General features: G+C 59.4%; 12 protein-coding genes and 5 tRNA genes. 13 read left to right on the top strand and 4 right to left on the bottom strand.

The window, feature by feature from the left end:
• Positions 1-12: 12 nt before the first annotated feature.
• The 12 genes from F451_RS24965 (at position 13) to F451_RS24960 (ending at position 9,047) form a co-directional block, all read left to right on the top strand.
• Positions 13-1,716, top strand: coding sequence for a tetratricopeptide repeat protein (locus F451_RS24965; RefSeq protein ID WP_020680581.1), 1,704 nt, complete (start codon positions 13-15; stop codon positions 1,714-1,716).
• A complete protein-coding gene (gene lolB, locus F451_RS0106680; RefSeq protein ID WP_020680580.1) occupies positions 1,716-2,303 on the top strand; it encodes a lipoprotein insertase outer membrane protein LolB in 588 nt (195 codons plus the stop codon). Before F451_RS24965 ends, lolB begins: the two co-directional genes overlap by 1 nt.
• A 122-nt stretch (positions 2,304-2,425) precedes the next feature.
• A tRNA-Gln gene (locus tag F451_RS0106675) sits at positions 2,426-2,500 on the top strand.
• A gap of 67 nt (positions 2,501-2,567) precedes the next feature.
• The gene (locus tag F451_RS0106670) at positions 2,568-3,509 is read left to right on the top strand and encodes a ribose-phosphate pyrophosphokinase (protein ID WP_026291559.1); all 942 of its coding nucleotides are present in this window, start codon (positions 2,568-2,570) and stop codon (positions 3,507-3,509) included.
• Between the two features lie 122 nt (positions 3,510-3,631).
• Positions 3,632-4,231, top strand: coding sequence for a 50S ribosomal protein L25/general stress protein Ctc (locus F451_RS0106665; RefSeq protein WP_026291558.1), 600 nt, complete (start codon positions 3,632-3,634; stop codon positions 4,229-4,231).
• 187 nt (positions 4,232-4,418) lie between these two features.
• Positions 4,419-5,006 (top strand): aminoacyl-tRNA hydrolase, encoded by a 588-nt coding sequence (gene pth / locus F451_RS0106660; protein ID WP_020680577.1) that lies wholly within the window; start codon positions 4,419-4,421, stop codon positions 5,004-5,006.
• 17 nt (positions 5,007-5,023) lie between these two features.
• Complete coding sequence (ychF, locus tag F451_RS0106655; protein WP_020680576.1) at positions 5,024-6,115, top strand: redox-regulated ATPase YchF; 1,092 nt, start codon at positions 5,024-5,026, stop codon at positions 6,113-6,115.
• A gap of 85 nt (positions 6,116-6,200) precedes the next feature.
• Positions 6,201-6,277 (top strand) — tRNA-Met (locus F451_RS0106650).
• 80 nt (positions 6,278-6,357) lie between these two features.
• A tRNA-Gln gene (locus tag F451_RS0106645) sits at positions 6,358-6,432 on the top strand.
• Between the two features lie 4 nt (positions 6,433-6,436).
• A tRNA-Met gene (locus F451_RS0106640) sits at positions 6,437-6,513 on the top strand.
• A 77-nt stretch (positions 6,514-6,590) separates the two neighbouring features.
• A tRNA-Gln gene (locus F451_RS0106635) sits at positions 6,591-6,665 on the top strand.
• A 246-nt stretch (positions 6,666-6,911) separates the two neighbouring features.
• Positions 6,912-9,047 carry an EAL domain-containing protein gene (locus F451_RS24960; RefSeq protein ID WP_020680574.1) on the top strand — a complete coding sequence of 712 codons (2,136 nt, stop codon included), beginning with the start codon at positions 6,912-6,914 and terminating at the stop codon, positions 9,045-9,047.
• A 96-nt stretch (positions 9,048-9,143) separates the two neighbouring features.
• Here F451_RS24960 and serB read toward each other — a convergent pair whose 3' ends face one another.
• On the bottom strand, positions 9,144-10,376 hold the full coding sequence (serB, locus tag F451_RS0106625) for a phosphoserine phosphatase SerB (protein WP_026291557.1): 1,233 nt from the start codon (positions 10,374-10,376) through the stop codon (positions 9,144-9,146).
• Between the two features lie 145 nt (positions 10,377-10,521).
• On the opposite strand from serB, the gene F451_RS0106620 reads away from it, so the two are divergent.
• Positions 10,522-11,874 carry a bifunctional DedA family/phosphatase PAP2 family protein gene (locus tag F451_RS0106620; protein ID WP_020680572.1) on the top strand — a complete coding sequence of 451 codons (1,353 nt, stop codon included), beginning with the start codon at positions 10,522-10,524 and terminating at the stop codon, positions 11,872-11,874.
• Between the two features lie 122 nt (positions 11,875-11,996).
• On the opposite strand, the gene rnr is transcribed toward F451_RS0106620, so the two are convergent.
• The 3 genes from rnr to secD form a co-directional block, all read right to left on the bottom strand.
• Complete coding sequence (gene rnr / locus F451_RS24955; protein ID WP_020680571.1) at positions 11,997-14,441, bottom strand: ribonuclease R; 2,445 nt, start codon at positions 14,439-14,441, stop codon at positions 11,997-11,999.
• 297 nt (positions 14,442-14,738) lie between these two features.
• The gene (gene secF / locus F451_RS0106610; RefSeq protein ID WP_020680570.1) at positions 14,739-15,662 is read right to left on the bottom strand and encodes a protein translocase subunit SecF; all 924 of its coding nucleotides are present in this window, start codon (positions 15,660-15,662) and stop codon (positions 14,739-14,741) included.
• 10 nt (positions 15,663-15,672) lie between these two features.
• Positions 15,673-17,526 (bottom strand): protein translocase subunit SecD, encoded by a 1,854-nt coding sequence (secD, locus tag F451_RS0106605; RefSeq protein ID WP_020680569.1) that lies wholly within the window; start codon positions 17,524-17,526, stop codon positions 15,673-15,675.
• Between the last annotated feature and the right edge of the window lie 38 nt (positions 17,527-17,564).

Below are 17,564 nucleotides of genomic sequence, written 5' to 3'. Positions count from 1 at the left end.
ACCTTTAGCCCCATGAACAATACCCTGCTCGGCATTTTAATCAGCACGCTCGTTATGACAGGCTGCAGCATCAAGCCTGTTGCGACCGAACCTGCAGCCCCCGTTGCGCTGGAACCTGTGCAGTACCGGCCAGGCGAATTTAACCGCGAATCCCTGTTTCAACTGCTGCAGGCCGAGATTGCCGGCCAGCGACGCCAGTTCGATGTTGCACTCGAGATATATCTGCAACAAGCCAGGCTGACCCGCGACCCCGCCGTCGCCGAGCGCGCAACCCGCATTGCGCAGTACCTGCAGCGCCCGGACGACATGCTGCAAGCCGCCCGTCTCTGGATTGAGGCACAGCCGGATGACCCTGAGCCCTATCAGCTCGCCGCCGGCCTGCTGCTGCACGAGGGCGACTATGAAGCGGCCTTGCCGCTGATGGAGCGCGCCCTCGCCGAAGACAGCCACCAGGCGCTGGCGCTGCTTTTGGGCCAGGCCAGCAATATCAGCCCCCGGCAGCTTCAGGGCTATGTCACCATGCTGAACCGCCAGCTGGAAAAGACCCCTGATGACAGCTACCTGCTGCTGACCCGCGGCCAGCTGCTCAAGCAACTGGATCAGACGGATGCAGCGCTGGCGGACTTTAGCCAAGTACTGAGCCAGAACCCGGATGATCTCGATGCCCTCATGTCCAAAGCGGAACTGCTGCGCCTGAGCAATCGCCCCGGCGAGGCACTGCAACTGTTGCGCCCCTACCTGAAAAGCCAGAGCGACAACCGCCAGATACAGGTGTTGCAGGTGCAGCTGCTGTTCCTCAACAATCAGCAGCAACAGGCCGTCGCTGCATCCAGCGCGCTGATCAGGCGTTTCCCGGACGACACTCAGCTGCACTACTATCTTGCGCTGCTGATGCTGGACAACGACCAGCTTGAGCCCAGCCGCGCCGCACTGGAACAACTGCTGGAGCAGAACCCGGACAACAGCGAACCCCACTTTTATCTGGGTTACATCGCCCAGACCCAGGAACGCAAAGAAGAGGCCATCGAGCATTACAGCCGTGTTACCGAAGGCTCGAACCTGTTTCAGTCCTATGCCCGCACCCTCAACCTGCTGGACCAGAGTACCGACCAGGCCCGTATCGAACTGATAATGGAGGATGCCCGGGCCCGCTATCCGGATCTTGCGCCGCGCTTCTACGGACTGCAGGCCGAGTGGCTTAATCAGCACCAGAGCCGGGATGCCGCGCTGGCCATTCTGGATCAGGGACTGGCAGAACTGGGCAACGAGGTTACGCTGCTGTATACCCGCGCCATGCTGATTGATCCGGATAACTTTCCGCAAATCGAGCAGGACCTGCGCAAGGTGCTCGAAATGGAGCCGGATAACGCCAGCGCACTGAACGCACTGGGTTACACCCTGACCCTGTACACTGATCGCTACGATGAAGCCTACCAGCTGATCGAGCAGGCATTGCAGCAGAAACCGGACGACCCGGCCGTGCTCGACTCCATGGGCTGGGTACTGTTCAACCTGCAGCGCTATCCCGAAGCGATCGAGTACCTACAGCGGGCCTACGACAGCTTTCCGGATCCCGAAGTCACCGGCCACCTGATTCGCGCCTATTGGGCCGACGGTCGCCAGAACCGCGCTCGGGAACTGCTGGAACAGCACCTGGGCGAAGATCCGCAGAACGAGCACCTGCGTGACGCAGCCAGGGCACTCGGAGTCAACTGATGCGCGCGATCCTGCTGACCCTTGTGCTGTCGGTGCTCGCCGGCTGCAGCACCTTCAAACCCGAACCGCAAACCTTTGGCAGCGGCAGCTGGGATGAATACCAGCGACAGGCGCTGGCACTGCAGAGCTGGATGCTTGAAAGCAAGGTCGGCATCCGCACGCCGAATGACAGCCAGAGTGCCCGCCTGCAGTGGCAGCAGCAGACCCAGGACTATCGCATCGCCATCAGCGGCCCACTGGGCCAGGGCGGTGCTCTCATCGAGGGCAACGATAGCGGCGTCAGCATCGATATCGCCGGCGAAGGCCGTCACACCTCCGACAGCCCCGAAGCATTGCTGCAATCCCTTCTGGGCTGGAGCTTCCCGGTAAAACAGGCGACTTACTGGATCCGCGGCCTGCCGGCGCCCGGACTCCCCTATGCACCGACATTCAGCGAGAATCGACTTGAAACCCTTGAACAGGGCGGATGGTTGATCCATTATTCTGCCTACTCTGGGAACAATGGATATGTGTTGCCGCAGCGCGTCAGATTGCAACGCGCGGATCTGACCATCACGGTGATCATCAAGGAGTGGATCCCATCCTGAGCGGGCACGACGGTTATTTTGCCGTTCGTTTCTCTTTGACTGCACTTCGTGCTTGACCTATCGGGCCGGTTTGAGCAGAATATGCGCCTTCTTTCGGGAGGCCAACTCCAAAGGAGAGATACTGGGGTATCGCCAAGCGGTAAGGCACTGGATTCTGATTCCAGCATGCGGAGGTTCGAATCCTCCTACCCCAGCCATTTACTCATGACTTACTCCCTGTCAGCTTCGAATTCCAACTCCGAAACAACCGAGAAGGTGCTCGCCGTGTCTAGAATGATGGTCTTCACCGGCAATGCCAATCCGGAACTCGCCCAGAAAGTGGTCGAGCGCCTTGATATTCCGATGGGCAAAGCAGTCGTAGGTCGCTTTAGCGACGGTGAAGTGAACGTAGAGATCCAGGAAAACGTCCGCGGCAAGGATGTCTTTATCATCCAGTCCACCTGCGCACCGACCAACGACAACCTGATGGAGCTCATCGTACTGGCCGACGCGCTACGCCGTGCATCCGCCAGCCGCGTAACCGCCGTTGTACCGTATTTCGGCTACGCGCGTCAGGATCGCCGCCCCCGCTCTGCCCGCGTGGCAATCAGCGCCCGCGTTGTGGCAGACATGATCTCCGCTGTCGGTATCGACCGCGTTCTGACCGTTGACCTGCATGCCGACCAGATCCAGGGCTTCTTCGACAGCCCGGTGGATAACGTCTACGGCTCGCCGGTCCTGCTCGACGACATCGTCGATCAGCAGTACGAAGACATCATGGTCGTGTCACCGGATGTCGGCGGCGTGGTGCGTGCGCGCGCCATTGCCAAGCAGCTGGATTGCGATCTGGCCATTATTGACAAGCGTCGCGAGCGCGCCAACGAATCCCAGGTGATGAACATCATCGGTGACGTCGAAGGCCGTACCTGCATCCTGGTCGATGACATGTGCGATACCGCCGGCACCCTGTGCAAGGCGGCCAAGGCACTGAAAGAGAACGGCGCTGCCCGCGTTTACGCCTATGCCACCCACGCCGTGCTGTCGGGTCCTGCGATGCAGAACCTGGCCAACAGCGAACTGGACGAGCTGGTCGTAACCGACACTATCCCGCTGTCCAAGGCCGCCCGGGAATGCAGCAAGGTTCGCCAGCTCACCCTGGCTCCGATGCTGGCAGAAGCGGTACGCCGCGTCTGCAACGAAGAATCCATCAGCGCAATGTTCCGCTAGGCGGACACTGCCTGAACCGCACCGGCGCCCAGGCGACGGTGTTAATGCCCAAAAGGGCAACAGCGATGCTGCAGAGCCTTGGTCGCGAGGTCTGCAGCTTTTATTTATTGAAGGACATACCCATGACTAACTTTGTAATCGAAGCAGTATCCCGCGCGGATCAGGGCAAAGGTGCGAGCCGCCGCCTGCGCGCTCAGGGATCCGTGCCTGGCATCCTGTACGGTGGCGAGAACGACAAGAACCCGGTCGCTATCTCCGTCAACAACAACGAACTGGTCAAGCAGCTGAACGATCAGTCGTTCTTCTCCAGCATTCTGACCATCAAGCTGAATGGCGAAGAGCAGAAAGTCATCATCAAGGATCTGCAGCGCCACCCGGCTCGTCCGCAGATTCTGCATGCCGACTTCCAGCGCGTAACCAACGAAAGCCGTATCCGCATCACGGTTCCGCTGCAGTTCATCAACTTCGAAAAGTCATCCGCTGCCAAAGCGTCTGCCAAGTTCGCTGTTGAGAAAAACACTGCTGAGATCCTGTGCAACGCCGGTCAGCTGCCGGAAGCACTGCAGATCGACCTGAGCCAGGTTGAAGGCGGCAAGGTACTTCACCTGTCCGACATCAGCCTGCCGGAAGGCGTTGAAATCGTTGCACTGCGTCGCGGCGGTGACCACGACCAGGGCATCGGCTACGTCTACGCTCCGCGTGGCGCCAAAGCCGCCAAGTAAGACTGCTTAGCAGTCTGCAGGACGTAACACTGATCTACTGCGGAAAAGCCGAATTTGGTTATTTTATGCGCTCTTTTTTGTTAAATAGCACCACTATTCGCCTCAAAAGCGCTCAAAAACTAACTCAAATCGGCCTTCTCCTCGTGACGATCGGCCACGCCCGACAGACTGCCTACAGGGTACCGGCATGAATGACAGGATTCAGCTGATCGTTGGCCTCGGAAATCCGGGCGACAATTATCACCAGACCCGTCACAATGCCGGTGCCGACTTTGTCGGGCAGCTTGCTGCCTGGCATAACTGCACGCTGGTACCGGATCGCAAGTTTCACGGACGCTACGGCAAGATCATTATCAATGGCCAAGCCATCCACCTGCTGATCCCCCACACCTTCATGAATTTGAGCGGTCAGGCCGTCGCGGCCCTGGCATCGTTCTACAAAATTCCAGCCCAGTCCATTCTGGTCGCTCACGATGAGCTTGACCTGCCCCCCGGCGTCGCCCGCTTCAAGAAAGGCGGTGGACACGGTGGTCACAATGGCCTGCGCGACATCATTACCCGCCTGGGCAATGACAAGAATTTCTATCGCCTGCGCTTAGGTATTGGCCACCCCGGCCACAGCAGCCAGGTCGCCGCCTTCGTACTTAAGAAGGCCCCCGGCAGCGAACGGGAAAAAACCCTCGCCGCCTCCGATGAAGCCCTGCGCTACCTGCCCGAAGCCATTTCCGGGGAATGGGGTCGTGCCATGAACGGGCTCCACAGCTTTCAAGGTTAACTGACAGGACAAGCACCATGGGTTTCAAATGCGGTATCGTCGGCCTGCCCAATGTGGGCAAATCCACCCTGTTTAACGCACTGACCAAGGCCGGCATCGATGCCGAGAACTTCCCGTTCTGCACCATCGAGCCCAATTCCGGCATCGTTCCCATGCCGGATCCGCGCCTCAACAAGCTGGCCGAGATCGTCAACCCACAGCGCGTGTTGCCCACCACCATGGAGTTTGTCGATATCGCAGGCCTGGTTGCCGGCGCATCCAAGGGTGAAGGCCTGGGCAACAAGTTCCTGGCCAACATCCGCGAAACCGATGCCATCGCCCACGTGGTACGCTGCTTTGAAGACGAGAACGTGATTCACGTCGCCAACCGCATCCATCCGCTGGAAGACATCGAAATCATCAACATGGAGCTGGCACTGGCGGACCTGGATTCTGTCGAGAAGCAGCTGCAGCGTGTGGCCCGCAACGCCAAGGGCGGCGACAAGGAAGCCGTTCGCGCCAAGGCCCTGCTTGAAAAGCTGCTGCCGCACCTGAGCGAAGGCCAGCCGGTACGCTCCATGAGCCTGACCGATGACGACCTCAAGCTGCTGCCCAGCTTCCACCTGCTGACCACCAAACCGACCATGTACATTGCCAACGTCGCCGAAGATGGTTTCGAGGACAATGAGTACCTGGACCAGGTACGTGCCCTGGCCGCCACTGAAGGCGCCGAAGTGGTCGCCATCTGCAACAAGCTGGAATCCGAAATCGTCGAGCTGGATGACGAGGAGCGCCTTGAGTTCCTGCAGGACCTTGGGATGGAAGAGCCCGGTCTGGACCGCGTCATCCGCGCCGGATACCGCCTGCTCGGCCTGCAGACCTACTTCACAGCGGGCGTGAAGGAAGTCCGTGCCTGGACCGTCAAGATCGGCGCCACCGCCCCCCAGGCCGCCGGCGTAATCCACACAGACTTCGAGAAGGGCTTTATCCGCGCCGAAGTTATCAGCTATGAGGATTTCGTGACCTACAAGGGCGAACAGGGTGCCAAGGAAGCCGGCAAATGGCGCCTGGAAGGCAAGGATTACATCGTCAAGGACGGCGATGTGGTGCACTTCCGTTTCAACGTCTGACAGCGCCACGGGAAATCAGATTTTTTACAGCCAAGCTGTTGACAACTAAGCAGAATCAGAGAATAATTCGCGCCTCAACAGGTACGGCAATGTAGCTCAGTTGGTTAGAGCAACGCATTCATAATGCGTGGGTCGCAGGTTCGAGTCCCGCCATTGCCACCATTTAATCGTTACTGCCATGTGCAATAACGGTAAATGAAAACCACCCTCAGGGTGATTGTAAAATAGCTGTTGAAGGCTGTAGGGGTATAGCCAAGCGGTAAGGCAACAGGTTTTGATCCTGTCATGCGGAGGTTCGAATCCTCCTACCCCTGCCACAGTGGCAATGTAGCTCAGTTGGTTAGAGCAACGCATTCATAATGCGTGGGTCGCAGGTTCGAGTCCCGCCATTGCCACCATTGACAGCCATGATGAAAGATCTGCGCATGCAACATGCGCATTGAAGAGCCGCCCCCGGGCACACTCTTCCAGGTATTGGGGTATCGCCAAGCGGTAAGGCACTGGATTCTGATTCCAGCATGCGGAGGTTCGAATCCTCCTACCCCAGCCACTCTTTCAAACGACTCTTTCCCTATTTGTCTCAGTGCTGAAAACAGATCAGGTTCGCGGCATATCCGTGCAACAGATTCGGTTTAAGCCCCATACGCGTACCCTGCAGACCCTTTCGCAACCTGCTTGCCGGCCCCGGCTTCACCGGGACGCACATCCTGCCATCCTGATCCTGACAGGCCACTACAAAGAAGCTACACTTGCTGCACAGTTCGCCCATAAGGATCGATGGCAATTGGTGCATTCCATGTCAGACTCAACCGGTTTAAGCAGCGCTGACACTCATGCAGAGTCCACCGAGGACTCTCGTGACCCGCGCCGTCTACGCAAGAACGTTCATATTCTCTTTCTTGGCCTGGCATCGAGCGAAACCGATCCGGTTATCACGCTGCTGCGCTCAGCACGCATCGCGCCACGCGGCCGACAGATCGAACACGAAAAAGACTTCCTCGAAGCCCTTAGCGAGCGCTCCTGGGACCTGATCATCTGCTCTCCCAACGAGGGTGAGCTAAAAAACAATCGCGTGCTGCACCACCTCTTGCGCCTGGACAAGGACATCCCGGTTATTCAGCTGACAGACGAGCTGGACTGCGGCCGCATGGCCAGGGGCCTCAAGGAAGGCATGCGCGCCGTGGTAAGCAAGCAGGATCCCGAACTGCTGCTGCTGACCCTGCAACAGGAACTGATCAGCCTTGAACATCGCCGCAGCCTGCGCATGGCCAAGGCCCGGCTCAGCGATGCCGAACGACGCTGCCAGCAGCTGATGGATGTCTCCAGCAACGGCATTGTCTGCCTGGATGGCGATCGCATCATGTACGCCAATCCCTGCTTCTGCCACCTGTTTGGCTATAACGATGACCGTCAGCTCATCAACCAGCCGTTTGAGCACCTGATGATCACCGAAGACCGCGAAGAGCTGACCGAACAGCTGCGGGCTTTCAAGGATGCCCGGCGAAAAGACATGCTGATGCAGCTGTCGGCAGAGCGCTCCGATGGCAGCAACTTCGTTGCCAACCTTGAAATGCAGGAGGCGCGTTTCAACGACAAGCCCTGCGTGCAGCTCACCATCCGCCCGGACCGCCAGTTCCGCGAGCTGCAACAGGCCGCACAGCAGGACCTGGTCACCGGCCTCCACAATCGCCAGTTTCTCGAACAGAGCCTGGAAGACGCGGTACAAAATGCCCTTGATGGCGGCCATGACTGCAATATGCTGTATATCAGCATCGACCAGTACAACATCATTCGCTCGGAGATCGGTTTTGAGGGCTGCGACCAGGTGGCACGCGACATTGCCGACATTTTGCGTCAGTACGTCAACCGGGCCCACCTGATCGCCCGCCCCAGCGATGACATCTTCGTGGTCATTTATCGCGATCCGAGCCCCGACAAGTCCATGCGCCTGGCGCGCAAGCTGTGCGGTACCATCGCCGACAATACGAGCACCGTCAACGGTACGCTGCTGCACGTCACCTGCTCTATCGGCGTTACGACCATAAACGACAACTCTCCCGGGCCGGACGAAGTCGTGGCCCGCGCCCGCATGGCATCGGAAAGTCTGCGTGACCGCCAGAATGGCGGCAATGGCGTAAAGCTGTACGCAATCGAAACCCAGATGACCTCGAGCGACTCCAAAACCGTGCGCATGCTGCGCGAGGCCGTCAAGGACCAGCGCTTCCGCCTGCTGTTTCAGCCTGTCGTCGCACTGCACCAGGAAACCGATGCCAACCATTACGAGGTGTTGCTCCGCCTGCTGGACCCGGAGAATCGGGAAATTTCCCCCAACATCTTTCTGGCCACCGTGGATCATGCCGACCTCAGCATCACCATGGACCGCTGGGTCATTCGGGAAAGTCTGCAGCAGCTGCGTACCGAGCTGGAAAAAGGCCATCGCAACCGGCTGTTTATCACCATCACCGGCAGCACCCTGAGAGACAAGGAGCTGGTGCCCTGGCTGTCAGACATTCTGCGCGAGTTCCGCCTGCCGGCGGACCGTATCGTGTTCCAGCTCAGCGAAACCGACATATCATCGCAATTGCAGACCGCCGTCGAATTCACCCACGCCATCAAGGAACTGCATTGCCGAATCTGTATCAAGCACTTCGGCACTTCGACCAGCTACCGGGAAGTGGCCAAGGCCATCGCAGCCGACTACATCAAGATCGACGGCTCCTACGTGCAGGATCTGGCCAACGGAAATTCGCTGGATAACAGCTTCAACAAGATGGTCGAGCAGCTCAACAGCAGCCGCCGCATCACCATAGCGCCGCTGGTTGAGGGCACCAAGGTGATGAGCAAGCTTTGGAAGTCCGGCGTGAACCTGATCCAGGGCTACTATCTGCAGCCCCCGCGAGAACACATGGACTACGACTTCTTCGAGCACTAAGGTCGAAGACACTCCAGGCAGAACAACACGGGGCCATGCGCAGCACAGCCCCGTGCTCACAGAGCCTGTCGTTGCGACAGGCCCTGTTGCATAAGGCTACTTGTCACCCAGCAGCGTATCCCGGTCACGAAAGCCGATCAGGTACAAAATGCCATCCAGCCCCAGGGTGGAAATGGCCTGCTTGGCGCTCTGGCGCACCAGTGGCTTGGCGCGAAATGCGATTCCGAGCCCGGCAATCGACAGCATCGGCAAGTCATTGGCACCGTCACCCACCGCAATCGTCTGCTCCAGACGCACGCCTTCGCGCGCCGCAATTTCACGCAGCAGCTCCGCCTTACGCTGGCCGTTGACGATATCGCCCTTCACTTCACCTGTGACCTTGCCATCGACAATATCCAGCTCATTGGCATAGACATAGTCAAAACCCAGCTTCTGCTGCAGATGACGGGCAAAGTAGTTAAAGCCGCCGGACAGGATCGCCGTCTTGAAGCCCAGCGCCCGCAGGTTGGACACCAGCTCTTCAGCGCCTTCGGTCATCGGCAGGGTTTCGGCAATGCGCTGCAGCACCGAGGCATCGAGGCCCTTTAGCAGCGCCACGCGCTGGCGAAAACTCTCGTTAAAGTCCAGCTCGCCACGCATCGCCGCCTCGGTGATGGCCACCACCTGATCCCCCACGCCGGCCTCTTTGGCCAGCTCATCGATGACCTCGGCTTCGATCAGGGTCGAATCCATATCGAACACCACCAGGCGACGGTTACGACGGTAGATATTATCTTCCTGGAAGGCGATATCCACATCCAGGTCACTGGCTGCCTTGAGGAACTCCTCCCGCAGCGCGGTGTTGTCTGCCGGTACGCCACGCACCGAAAACTCGACACAGGCCTTGGTGCGATCACCGGCGCTGGGCACCGCATTAAGCGACACGCGGCCCGACAGGCGGCTGATATTATCGATGTTCAGGTCATGCAGCGCGGCAATCTCGGTCACCTTGGCGATATGCGCCGAGGTAATGCGGCGCGCCAGCAATGTAATGATATGGCGTGACTTGCCCTGCACGCCGACCCAGGACTCATAGGCACTCTCGTCAACCGGCTCAAAACGCACGGTCATCTGCAGCTCGTGGGCCTTGAACAGCAGGTCCCGCAACACCCCGGAGGACTCCGCAGCGGCGGGCACTTCGATCAGAATACCGAGCGAGAGGGTGTTGTGAATCACCGCCTGGCCGATATCGAGAATATTGATATTGTATTGCGCCAGAATGGCGCTGATTGCAGAGGTGACGCCCGGCTTGTCGGTACCGGACACGGTAAGCAGGATAATCTCTTTCACGAATGATTCCATCTAGTACGCCTTCACAGACGCATCGGCCACAGGATACTATCGGCGAATTATAACAAGGCGCCCCTGAATTACCCATCAGCGACACCGCTTTCGCTTGCCTGCCGGCCCTTGCCGACCACTCAGGGATAAAGATATGGATCTGGCACAGCTTTCACCGCCCGCACTTATGCTGCTTATTGGACTTATTGCACTGTGCGAGTCCCTTGCCTTTGTCGGCATACTGGTGCCCGGTATCGCGCTGCTGTTCACCATCACCCTGATCGCAGGCGAACAGCAATTCTCACTACTGCCGCTGCTGCTCAGCGCCTTTGCCGGTGCCGTGGCCGGAGACAGCCTGAGCTACTACCTGGGGCGTTATGCCGACCCCTGGTTACAACACCGCTGGCCCTTCAGTGCCTACCCGAACTGGCACCGGCGCGGCATAAACTTCTTTATGCGCTATGGCCAGCTCAGTATTCTCGCCGGGCGTTTTATCGGCCCCATCCGCCCGATCGTTCCGTTTGTGGCCGGCACCTTTGAGATGCCCGCAGCGCGCTTCTTCGGCGTCAATGCCCTCTCGGCCGCACTCTGGGCACCGGCCACCATCCTGCCGGGCTATTGGATAGGCCAGTCCGCCGAGGCCATGCTGGGGCACTGGCAGGCACTGTTCTACCCCGCCCTCGGCCTCGTGGTGCTGGTGCTGATTGCCACCGTGCTGCACCAGCACCTGCAGCCAGATCAGCCTCTGGCGCGCTGGGGCGCCAGGCGTCTGGGCCTGAAACCGGAGCGCCTGGCGGCGCTGCTTCTGCTGACTGCCGCCAGCAGCGGACTGCTGATACTCTGCGCCCTGCAATATCTGGGCTCTGCCCAGGACTGGAACCAGCACATCCAGCAGCTGCTCTGGCAGAGCGCAGCCCAGGCCCGCCCCCTGTGGGTCTTTATCAGCGGCCTCGGCGACAGCAGCAGTGTGATTCCGGCCGCCCTGCTGCTGGCGGCCGGTCTGCATGGCCTCAGGCGCTCGCGTGATGGCTGGCGCCTGGTGCTGTTGCTGTTGCTATGCGTGGCACTCAACAGCGTCCTGAAAGAACTCTTTCAGGCGCCGCGTCCGAATATTGGTCCCACAATCCCAGGCTTCAGCTTTCCCAGCGGCCACAGCAGCACCAGCGCGGCATTCTTCGCCATGCTGGCCATTCTGCTGGGCATCGGACATCGCCTCCCCTGGCGTCGCCTGGGCTACCTGAGCGCCCTGGTGCCCGCCGTAGCCATCGGCCTTTCGCGCATCATGGTGGGTGCACACTGGCCGCTGGATGTACTGGCAGCCTGGTGCGAGGGGCTCATGGCAGCCGCGGCGCTGCGACTCTGGCTACTGCGTCCCCAGCGGGCACTCAAGCCGATACAAGGGCGCGACGTACTCCTGCTGAGCGCCGCGGTGCTGCTACTGCTGGGCTCCCTGGCATTCTGGCATTTTGATGCCCGGCTTATGTACTACCAGGCCATGCCGTCCTGACCGGCGGCCAAAAAAGCAATCCGCACAGAGTGCAGCCGGTGCGAATAAAAAAACCGGGCTAAAGAGCCCGGTTTCTTATCGTGAGCAGTAACAGGAATCGTTACCGCCAAGGCACAAACGACCTATGAAGGACGACGATTGCGCGAACGCGGCCGCCGGCTCTTGCCCGCCGGCTTTTTGTCCGCCGGCTTGTTGCCAGCAGGCTTGTCGCCGGCACGGCCACCGTCCAGCTTTCCTTCCGCCAGACGCTGACGCGTGCTTTTGGTCTTGCCGGAACCGGGCTTGTCGACCATTTCGAAGTCAATCTTGCGCTCATCCAGATCCACCCGCATGACCTTCACACGCACCGGATCACCGAGCTTGTAGGTTTTGCGCATGCGCTCGCCTACCAGGCGCTGCTTGGCGGCATCGAAGTGATAGTAGTCAGACGGCAGCGCGGTAATGTGCACCAGTCCTTCCACATACACCTGCTTGAGCTCAACGAAGACACCAAAGCCGGTAACCGCCGTGATAACGCCATCGTGCTCTTCGCCCACCTGATCAAGCATGTACTCGCACTTGAGCCAGGACATGACGTCGCGGGTTGCATCATCGGCACGACGCTCGGTCATGGAGCAATGCTCGCCGAGCTGCAGCATCTGCTCATCGTTGTAGCGATAACGGAACTGCGGATTCGACTTGAAACCGTCCGGCCAACGCATGGTCTTGGACGAACTGCTGCCCCGGAACGCCGACTTCAGGCGATCCAGCAGTGAGCGGTCACTATCGGCATGGATAGCGGCGCGAATAGCCCGGTGCACCAGCAGATCCGGGTAGCGACGGATGGGCGACGTAAAGTGCGTATAGGCCGCATAGGCCAGGCCAAAGTGCCCCTTGTTTTCGGGGCTGTACACGGCCTGGCGCATGGAGCGCAGCATCATGGTCTGCACAACGAGGCGGTCGGGACGGTTTTCGATCTGCGACGCCAGTTTCTGGTAGTCAGACGGCGTGGGCTTTTCGCCGCCCCCCAGGGACAACCCGAGCTCGCCAAGGTAAGCACGCAGGCTCACCAGCTTCTGCTCCTTCGGACCTTCATGGATACGGTACAGCGCCGGCACCTTGAGCTTGGCGAGAAAACGCGCGGTGGCCACGTTGGCGCACAGCATGCATTCTTCGATCAGCTTGTGGGCATCGTTGCGCTCGACCGGCACAATCTCTTCGATCTTGCGCTCCTCGGAGAACAGAATGCGGGTTTCGGTCGTTTCAAAGTCGATGGCACCGCGCGCGTCACGCGCCTTGCGCAAACCGAAGTAAAGGCTGTAAAGATCTTCCAGATGCGACACAACGCCAGCGTACTCGCTTCGCAGCTGCTTGCCCTGCGGGCTTTTCGGCTCGGTCAGCATGGCTGCAACCTTGTTATAGGTCAGGCGCGCATGGGACTGGATCACGGCTTCGTAGAACTGATAACCCGACAGCTTGCCGCTGGCGCTGATGGTCATCTCGCACACCATGGCCAGACGATCCACCTTGGGATTCAGCGAGCAAAGGCCATTGGACAGAATCTCGGGCAGCATCGGCACCACAAACTCGGGGAAATACACCGAGTTGCCACGGCTCAGGCCTTCCTTGTCCAGCGCCGTACCGGGGCGGACATACCAGGACACATCGGCAATCGCCACCCACAGACGCCAGCCGCCGGTACGCTTGCGCTCGGCATAGACGGCATCATCGAAATCCTTGGCATCTTCGCCATCAATGGTCACCAGCGGAAGATGGCGCAGATCGACACGGTTCAGCTTGGCGGATTCCTCCACCTCGGCCGACAGGCCGCCCACTTCGTCGCGCACATCCTGGGGCCATTCATCGGGAATTTCGTAGTTGTGAATGGCAACCTTGATTTCCATCCCCGGCGCCATGTGATCGCCCAGCACCTCGACCACGCGGGCCTCGGGAATCTGCTGCTTGCCAGGCTGATGAATCAGCTCCGCCACGACCAGCTGGCCATCACGGAAGGGAGGACTGCCCCTGCGATCCGCCGCGATCATGATCTGCTGGGTAATGCGCTGGTTTTCCGGAATCAGGTAGCCCAGATCGCCCTGCTCTTTGTAACGCCCCACCAGGGTACGGGTGCCACGCTCGAGCACTTCAATAATCTTGCCTTCGCGGCGACCACGGTAATCAATGCTGATTTCCTGCACCAGCACACGGTCACCGTCGAACACCTGGCGCATCTGGCGCGGACTGATAAACAGGTCATCGCCACCGGCATCCGGCGTAACAAATCCAAAGCCATCGCGATGGCCAATAACACGGCCGGCGATAAGGTCCATCTTCTTGATGATGCCGAATTCGCTGCGGCGGTTACTGATAAGCTGCCCGTCGCGGCACATGGCCTTAAGTCGGCGGGATACCGCTTCAACACAGTCTTCATCTTCAATACCCAGCTCACGGCACAGTCTGCCGTGGCTGATTGGCGAACCCCACTCCTGCAAGAATTCCAGCAGGAAATCCCGGCTCGGTGCCGGCTTGCCATATTTTTCTGCTTCGGCCTGAGCCTGGGGGTCGCGTTTTAGCCAGTCGTTTGTCATTAATAATCCAATTAGGTCCTTGATCCCAGAAACATAATAGTTGCGAATGCAGTGGGACGCCTGCGACGTTGCGCCCTCGCCCACGGCCCTGCGCAGCGGCATGGTTCTGAACGAACGTACCCGGTCCGTTTGAATACCCGGTCGTACCCGACAGCCTTGTGTGTCGGCGCGGTCTGTGCCCGCAGGCGACAAGAGGGGGCTCGATTAAGGCCCTGTCACTTCTCTTGTGCAGCTCGCTAAGCTGCCAGTCCGGTCAAACAAAAAATTGAGCCGGCAAAAGCCGGCTCGGGGAGTCTATCACGGTAGCTCGTCGACAACGTCTTCTTCTTTGGGCGGTGGAATCAGGTCATCCCGACTCACGCCCATCAGCAGCATGACGTTGGCGGCCACATAGATGGACGAGTAAGTACCCACCACAATGCCCACCAGCAGCGCCAGTGCAAAGCCGTGAATGGTCTCGCCGCCAAACAGCGCCAGCGCCAACACCACCAGCAAGGTGGTAAAGGATGTCATCAGCGTCCGGCTGAGAGTCTGCGTCAGCGAGATGTTGATCACCTCCACTGGCTCTTCCTTGCGCAGCAGGCGGAAGTTTTCGCGAATCCGGTCAAATACCACGATGGTATCGTTGAGCGAGTAACCGATCACCGCCAGCACCGCCGCCAGCACCGTAAGATCAAACTCGATGCCCAGCACCGAGAAGAAACCCAGGGTGATGATGACGTCATGCGCCAGCGCCAGTACGGAGCCCAGCGAGAACTTGAACTGAAAGCGAAAGGCGATGTACACCATGATCATGAACAGCGCCAACAGCATGCCCAGACCACCCTGCTCGCGCAGTTCCTCACCCACCTGCGCGCCCACATATTCGTTGCGGCGCAGCTCCAGCTGCTGGGTTTCACTGGCCTGCAGCGTCGCCAGGACGGTGTCACCCAGCTTCGGATCGTGGGTTTCCCCCAGACGAATCAGCACATCGGTGGCGGCACCGAAATTCTGTACCGTGACATCTTTGTAACCGGCCTCGCCCAGAATCTGACGAATCTTGCCAAGATCGGCGTCCTGCTGATAGCCCACTTCCACCAGGCTGCCACCGGTGAAATCAAGGCCGAACTTCAGCCCCTGAATGGCCAGCGAGCCGACTGAGATCAGGATCAGCAGCGCCGAAAGCGCGAAGGCCGCCTTGCCCAAGCCCATAAAGTTAATAATTTTGTTCTGCTTTGCCATAGCCTGTTCCTCAGAGAGCGAGCCGGCTGGGCTTGCGCCCGCCATAAGTCAGATTCACCAGCGCACGCGTCACCACAATCGCCGTGAACATCGAGGTCACGATCCCCACCGACAGCGTCACCGCAAAGCCCTTCACCGGGCCGGTGCCCATCGCGAACAAAATCAGCGCCGCAATCAGGGTCGTGATGTTGGCATCCAGAATGGTGGTAAAGGCACGACCGAAACCGGCATTAATCGCCGACTGCCAGGGCACCCCGTTGCTCATTTCCTCCCGAATACGGGAGAAGATCAGCACGTTGGCATCCACCGCCATACCCACTGTGAGCACGATACCGGCGATACCTGGCAGGGTCAGCGTGGCGGACAACAGTGACATGACTGCCACCAGCAACATCAGGTTAAGCGTCAGGGCGATGTTGGCCAGCACGCCGAATACACGGTAGTAGAGCACCATAAAGAGCAACACCAGCGCAAAGCCGATTTTCACCGACATGACGCCCAGCTCGATGTTCTCTGCACCCAGGCTCGGCCCTATGCTGCGCTCTTCAACGAAGTAGATCGGTGCCGCCAGGGCACCGGCACGCAGCAGCAGCGCCAGTTCAGACGATTCCGTGGCGCTTTCCAGACCGGTAATGCGGAACTGCGAGCCCAGGACCGACTGAATGGTCGCCAGCGAGATGATCTTCTTCTCGACATACGGAATACGGCGTTCCTGCACCACCCCATCGACGGTCTCGGTCAGGGTGCGGTTCTTGAATTCGACAAACAGCACCGCCATGCGACGCTGGATCGCGTTGCGTGTCACGCGGCCCATCATCTGGCCACCCTTGGCATCCAGGGTGATGGAAACCTGCGGCATGCCGTTCTCATCGAAGGCTGCCTGGGCGTTGGCCACACTGGAGCCGGTAATGATGATGTCACGCTCAATCGTGGCGGTGCGGCCCGGCTGACTGCGGAACTCATAGGTTTCGGTGGTGCCGGCCGGAGCCTGGGACGTAGCCTCGAGACGGAACTCAAGATTGGCGGTTTTGCCAATAATGCGTTTGGCCGCTGCGGCGTCCTGCACTCCCGGCAGCTGTACCACGATACGGTTGCGGCCCTGACGCTGAACCAGCGGCTCGGCCACACCCAGCTCGTTGACACGATTGCGCAGGGTTGTGAGGTTCTGCTTAACCGCATAGTCCTCAATATCGCGCACCGTCTGCTCGGTGAGACTGATCACCACATAGTAGGCGCCATCGACGGTTTCGTCGGACAACAGAAATTCGGGGTAATCCTTGCGCAGCAGGCTGCGTGCTTCATCACGCACGGCTTCATCGGCAAACTTGACCTCAAGGCTGCCGTCGCTGCGGTGATCCACCAACCGGTAGCGCAGTTTTTCCTGCCGCAGCTTGGTTTTGATCTCGGACACATAGACATCAAGACGCTGCGCCACCGCCTGCACGGTATCGACCTCCAACAGGAAGTGCACGCCGCCACGCAAGTCCAGGCCCAGTTTCATGGGACCTGCACCCAGCGCACTGAGCCAGTCCGGCGTGGTGGGCGCGAGGTTCATCGCCACCACATACTGGTCGCCCAGCAGCCCGGCAATGACCGCTTTGGCACGCAGCTGGCTTTCACCATCGGCAAAGCGCACCAGGCCGTTGCCATCCTGCAGCTCGACACCTTTATTGCTGATGCCTTCGCGTTCCAGCACCGTGGAGATACGCTCCAGCAGGGGCTCATCCACTTGATACATTTCGCGCGTGCCCGACAGCTGGATCGCATAGTCATCGGGGTACAGGTTGGGCGCCGCATACAACAGGCCCAATGCCAGCAGCAGCAGAATCAGCAGGTTTTTCCACAGAGGGTAGCGATTGAGCATAGGTCGCCCTGTTCGTTCGGCGCCGCGCCTGCGCCAAC

The sequence above is a fragment of the Marinobacterium rhizophilum DSM 18822 genome (assembly GCF_000378045.1).
In the GTDB taxonomy this organism is placed as follows: domain Bacteria; phylum Pseudomonadota; class Gammaproteobacteria; order Pseudomonadales; family Balneatricaceae; genus Marinobacterium_A; species Marinobacterium_A rhizophilum.
This window is presented reverse-complemented; position numbering and strand designations above follow the sequence as displayed.

What these genes read in the sequence shown, in the direction of transcription:
- F451_RS0106665 (WP_026291558.1), top strand. Translation starts at nt 3,632, where the DNA reads ATGACTAACTTTGTAATCGAAGCAGTATCCCGCGCGGATCAGGGCAAA.
- F451_RS0106620 (WP_020680572.1), top strand. Translation starts at nt 10,522, where the DNA reads ATGGATCTGGCACAGCTTTCACCGCCCGCACTTATGCTGCTTATTGGA.
- lolB (WP_020680580.1), top strand. Translation starts at nt 1,716, where the DNA reads ATGCGCGCGATCCTGCTGACCCTTGTGCTGTCGGTGCTCGCCGGCTGC.
- secF (WP_020680570.1), bottom strand. Translation starts at nt 15,662, where the DNA reads ATGGCAAAGCAGAACAAAATTATTAACTTTATGGGCTTGGGCAAGGCG.
- rnr (WP_020680571.1), bottom strand. Translation starts at nt 14,441, where the DNA reads ATGACAAACGACTGGCTAAAACGCGACCCCCAGGCTCAGGCCGAAGCA.
- ychF (WP_020680576.1), top strand. Translation starts at nt 5,024, where the DNA reads ATGGGTTTCAAATGCGGTATCGTCGGCCTGCCCAATGTGGGCAAATCC.
- secD (WP_020680569.1), bottom strand. Translation starts at nt 17,526, where the DNA reads ATGCTCAATCGCTACCCTCTGTGGAAAAACCTGCTGATTCTGCTGCTG.
- F451_RS24965 (WP_020680581.1), top strand. Translation starts at nt 13, where the DNA reads ATGAACAATACCCTGCTCGGCATTTTAATCAGCACGCTCGTTATGACA.
- F451_RS24960 (WP_020680574.1), top strand. Translation starts at nt 6,912, where the DNA reads ATGTCAGACTCAACCGGTTTAAGCAGCGCTGACACTCATGCAGAGTCC.
- pth (WP_020680577.1), top strand. Translation starts at nt 4,419, where the DNA reads ATGAATGACAGGATTCAGCTGATCGTTGGCCTCGGAAATCCGGGCGAC.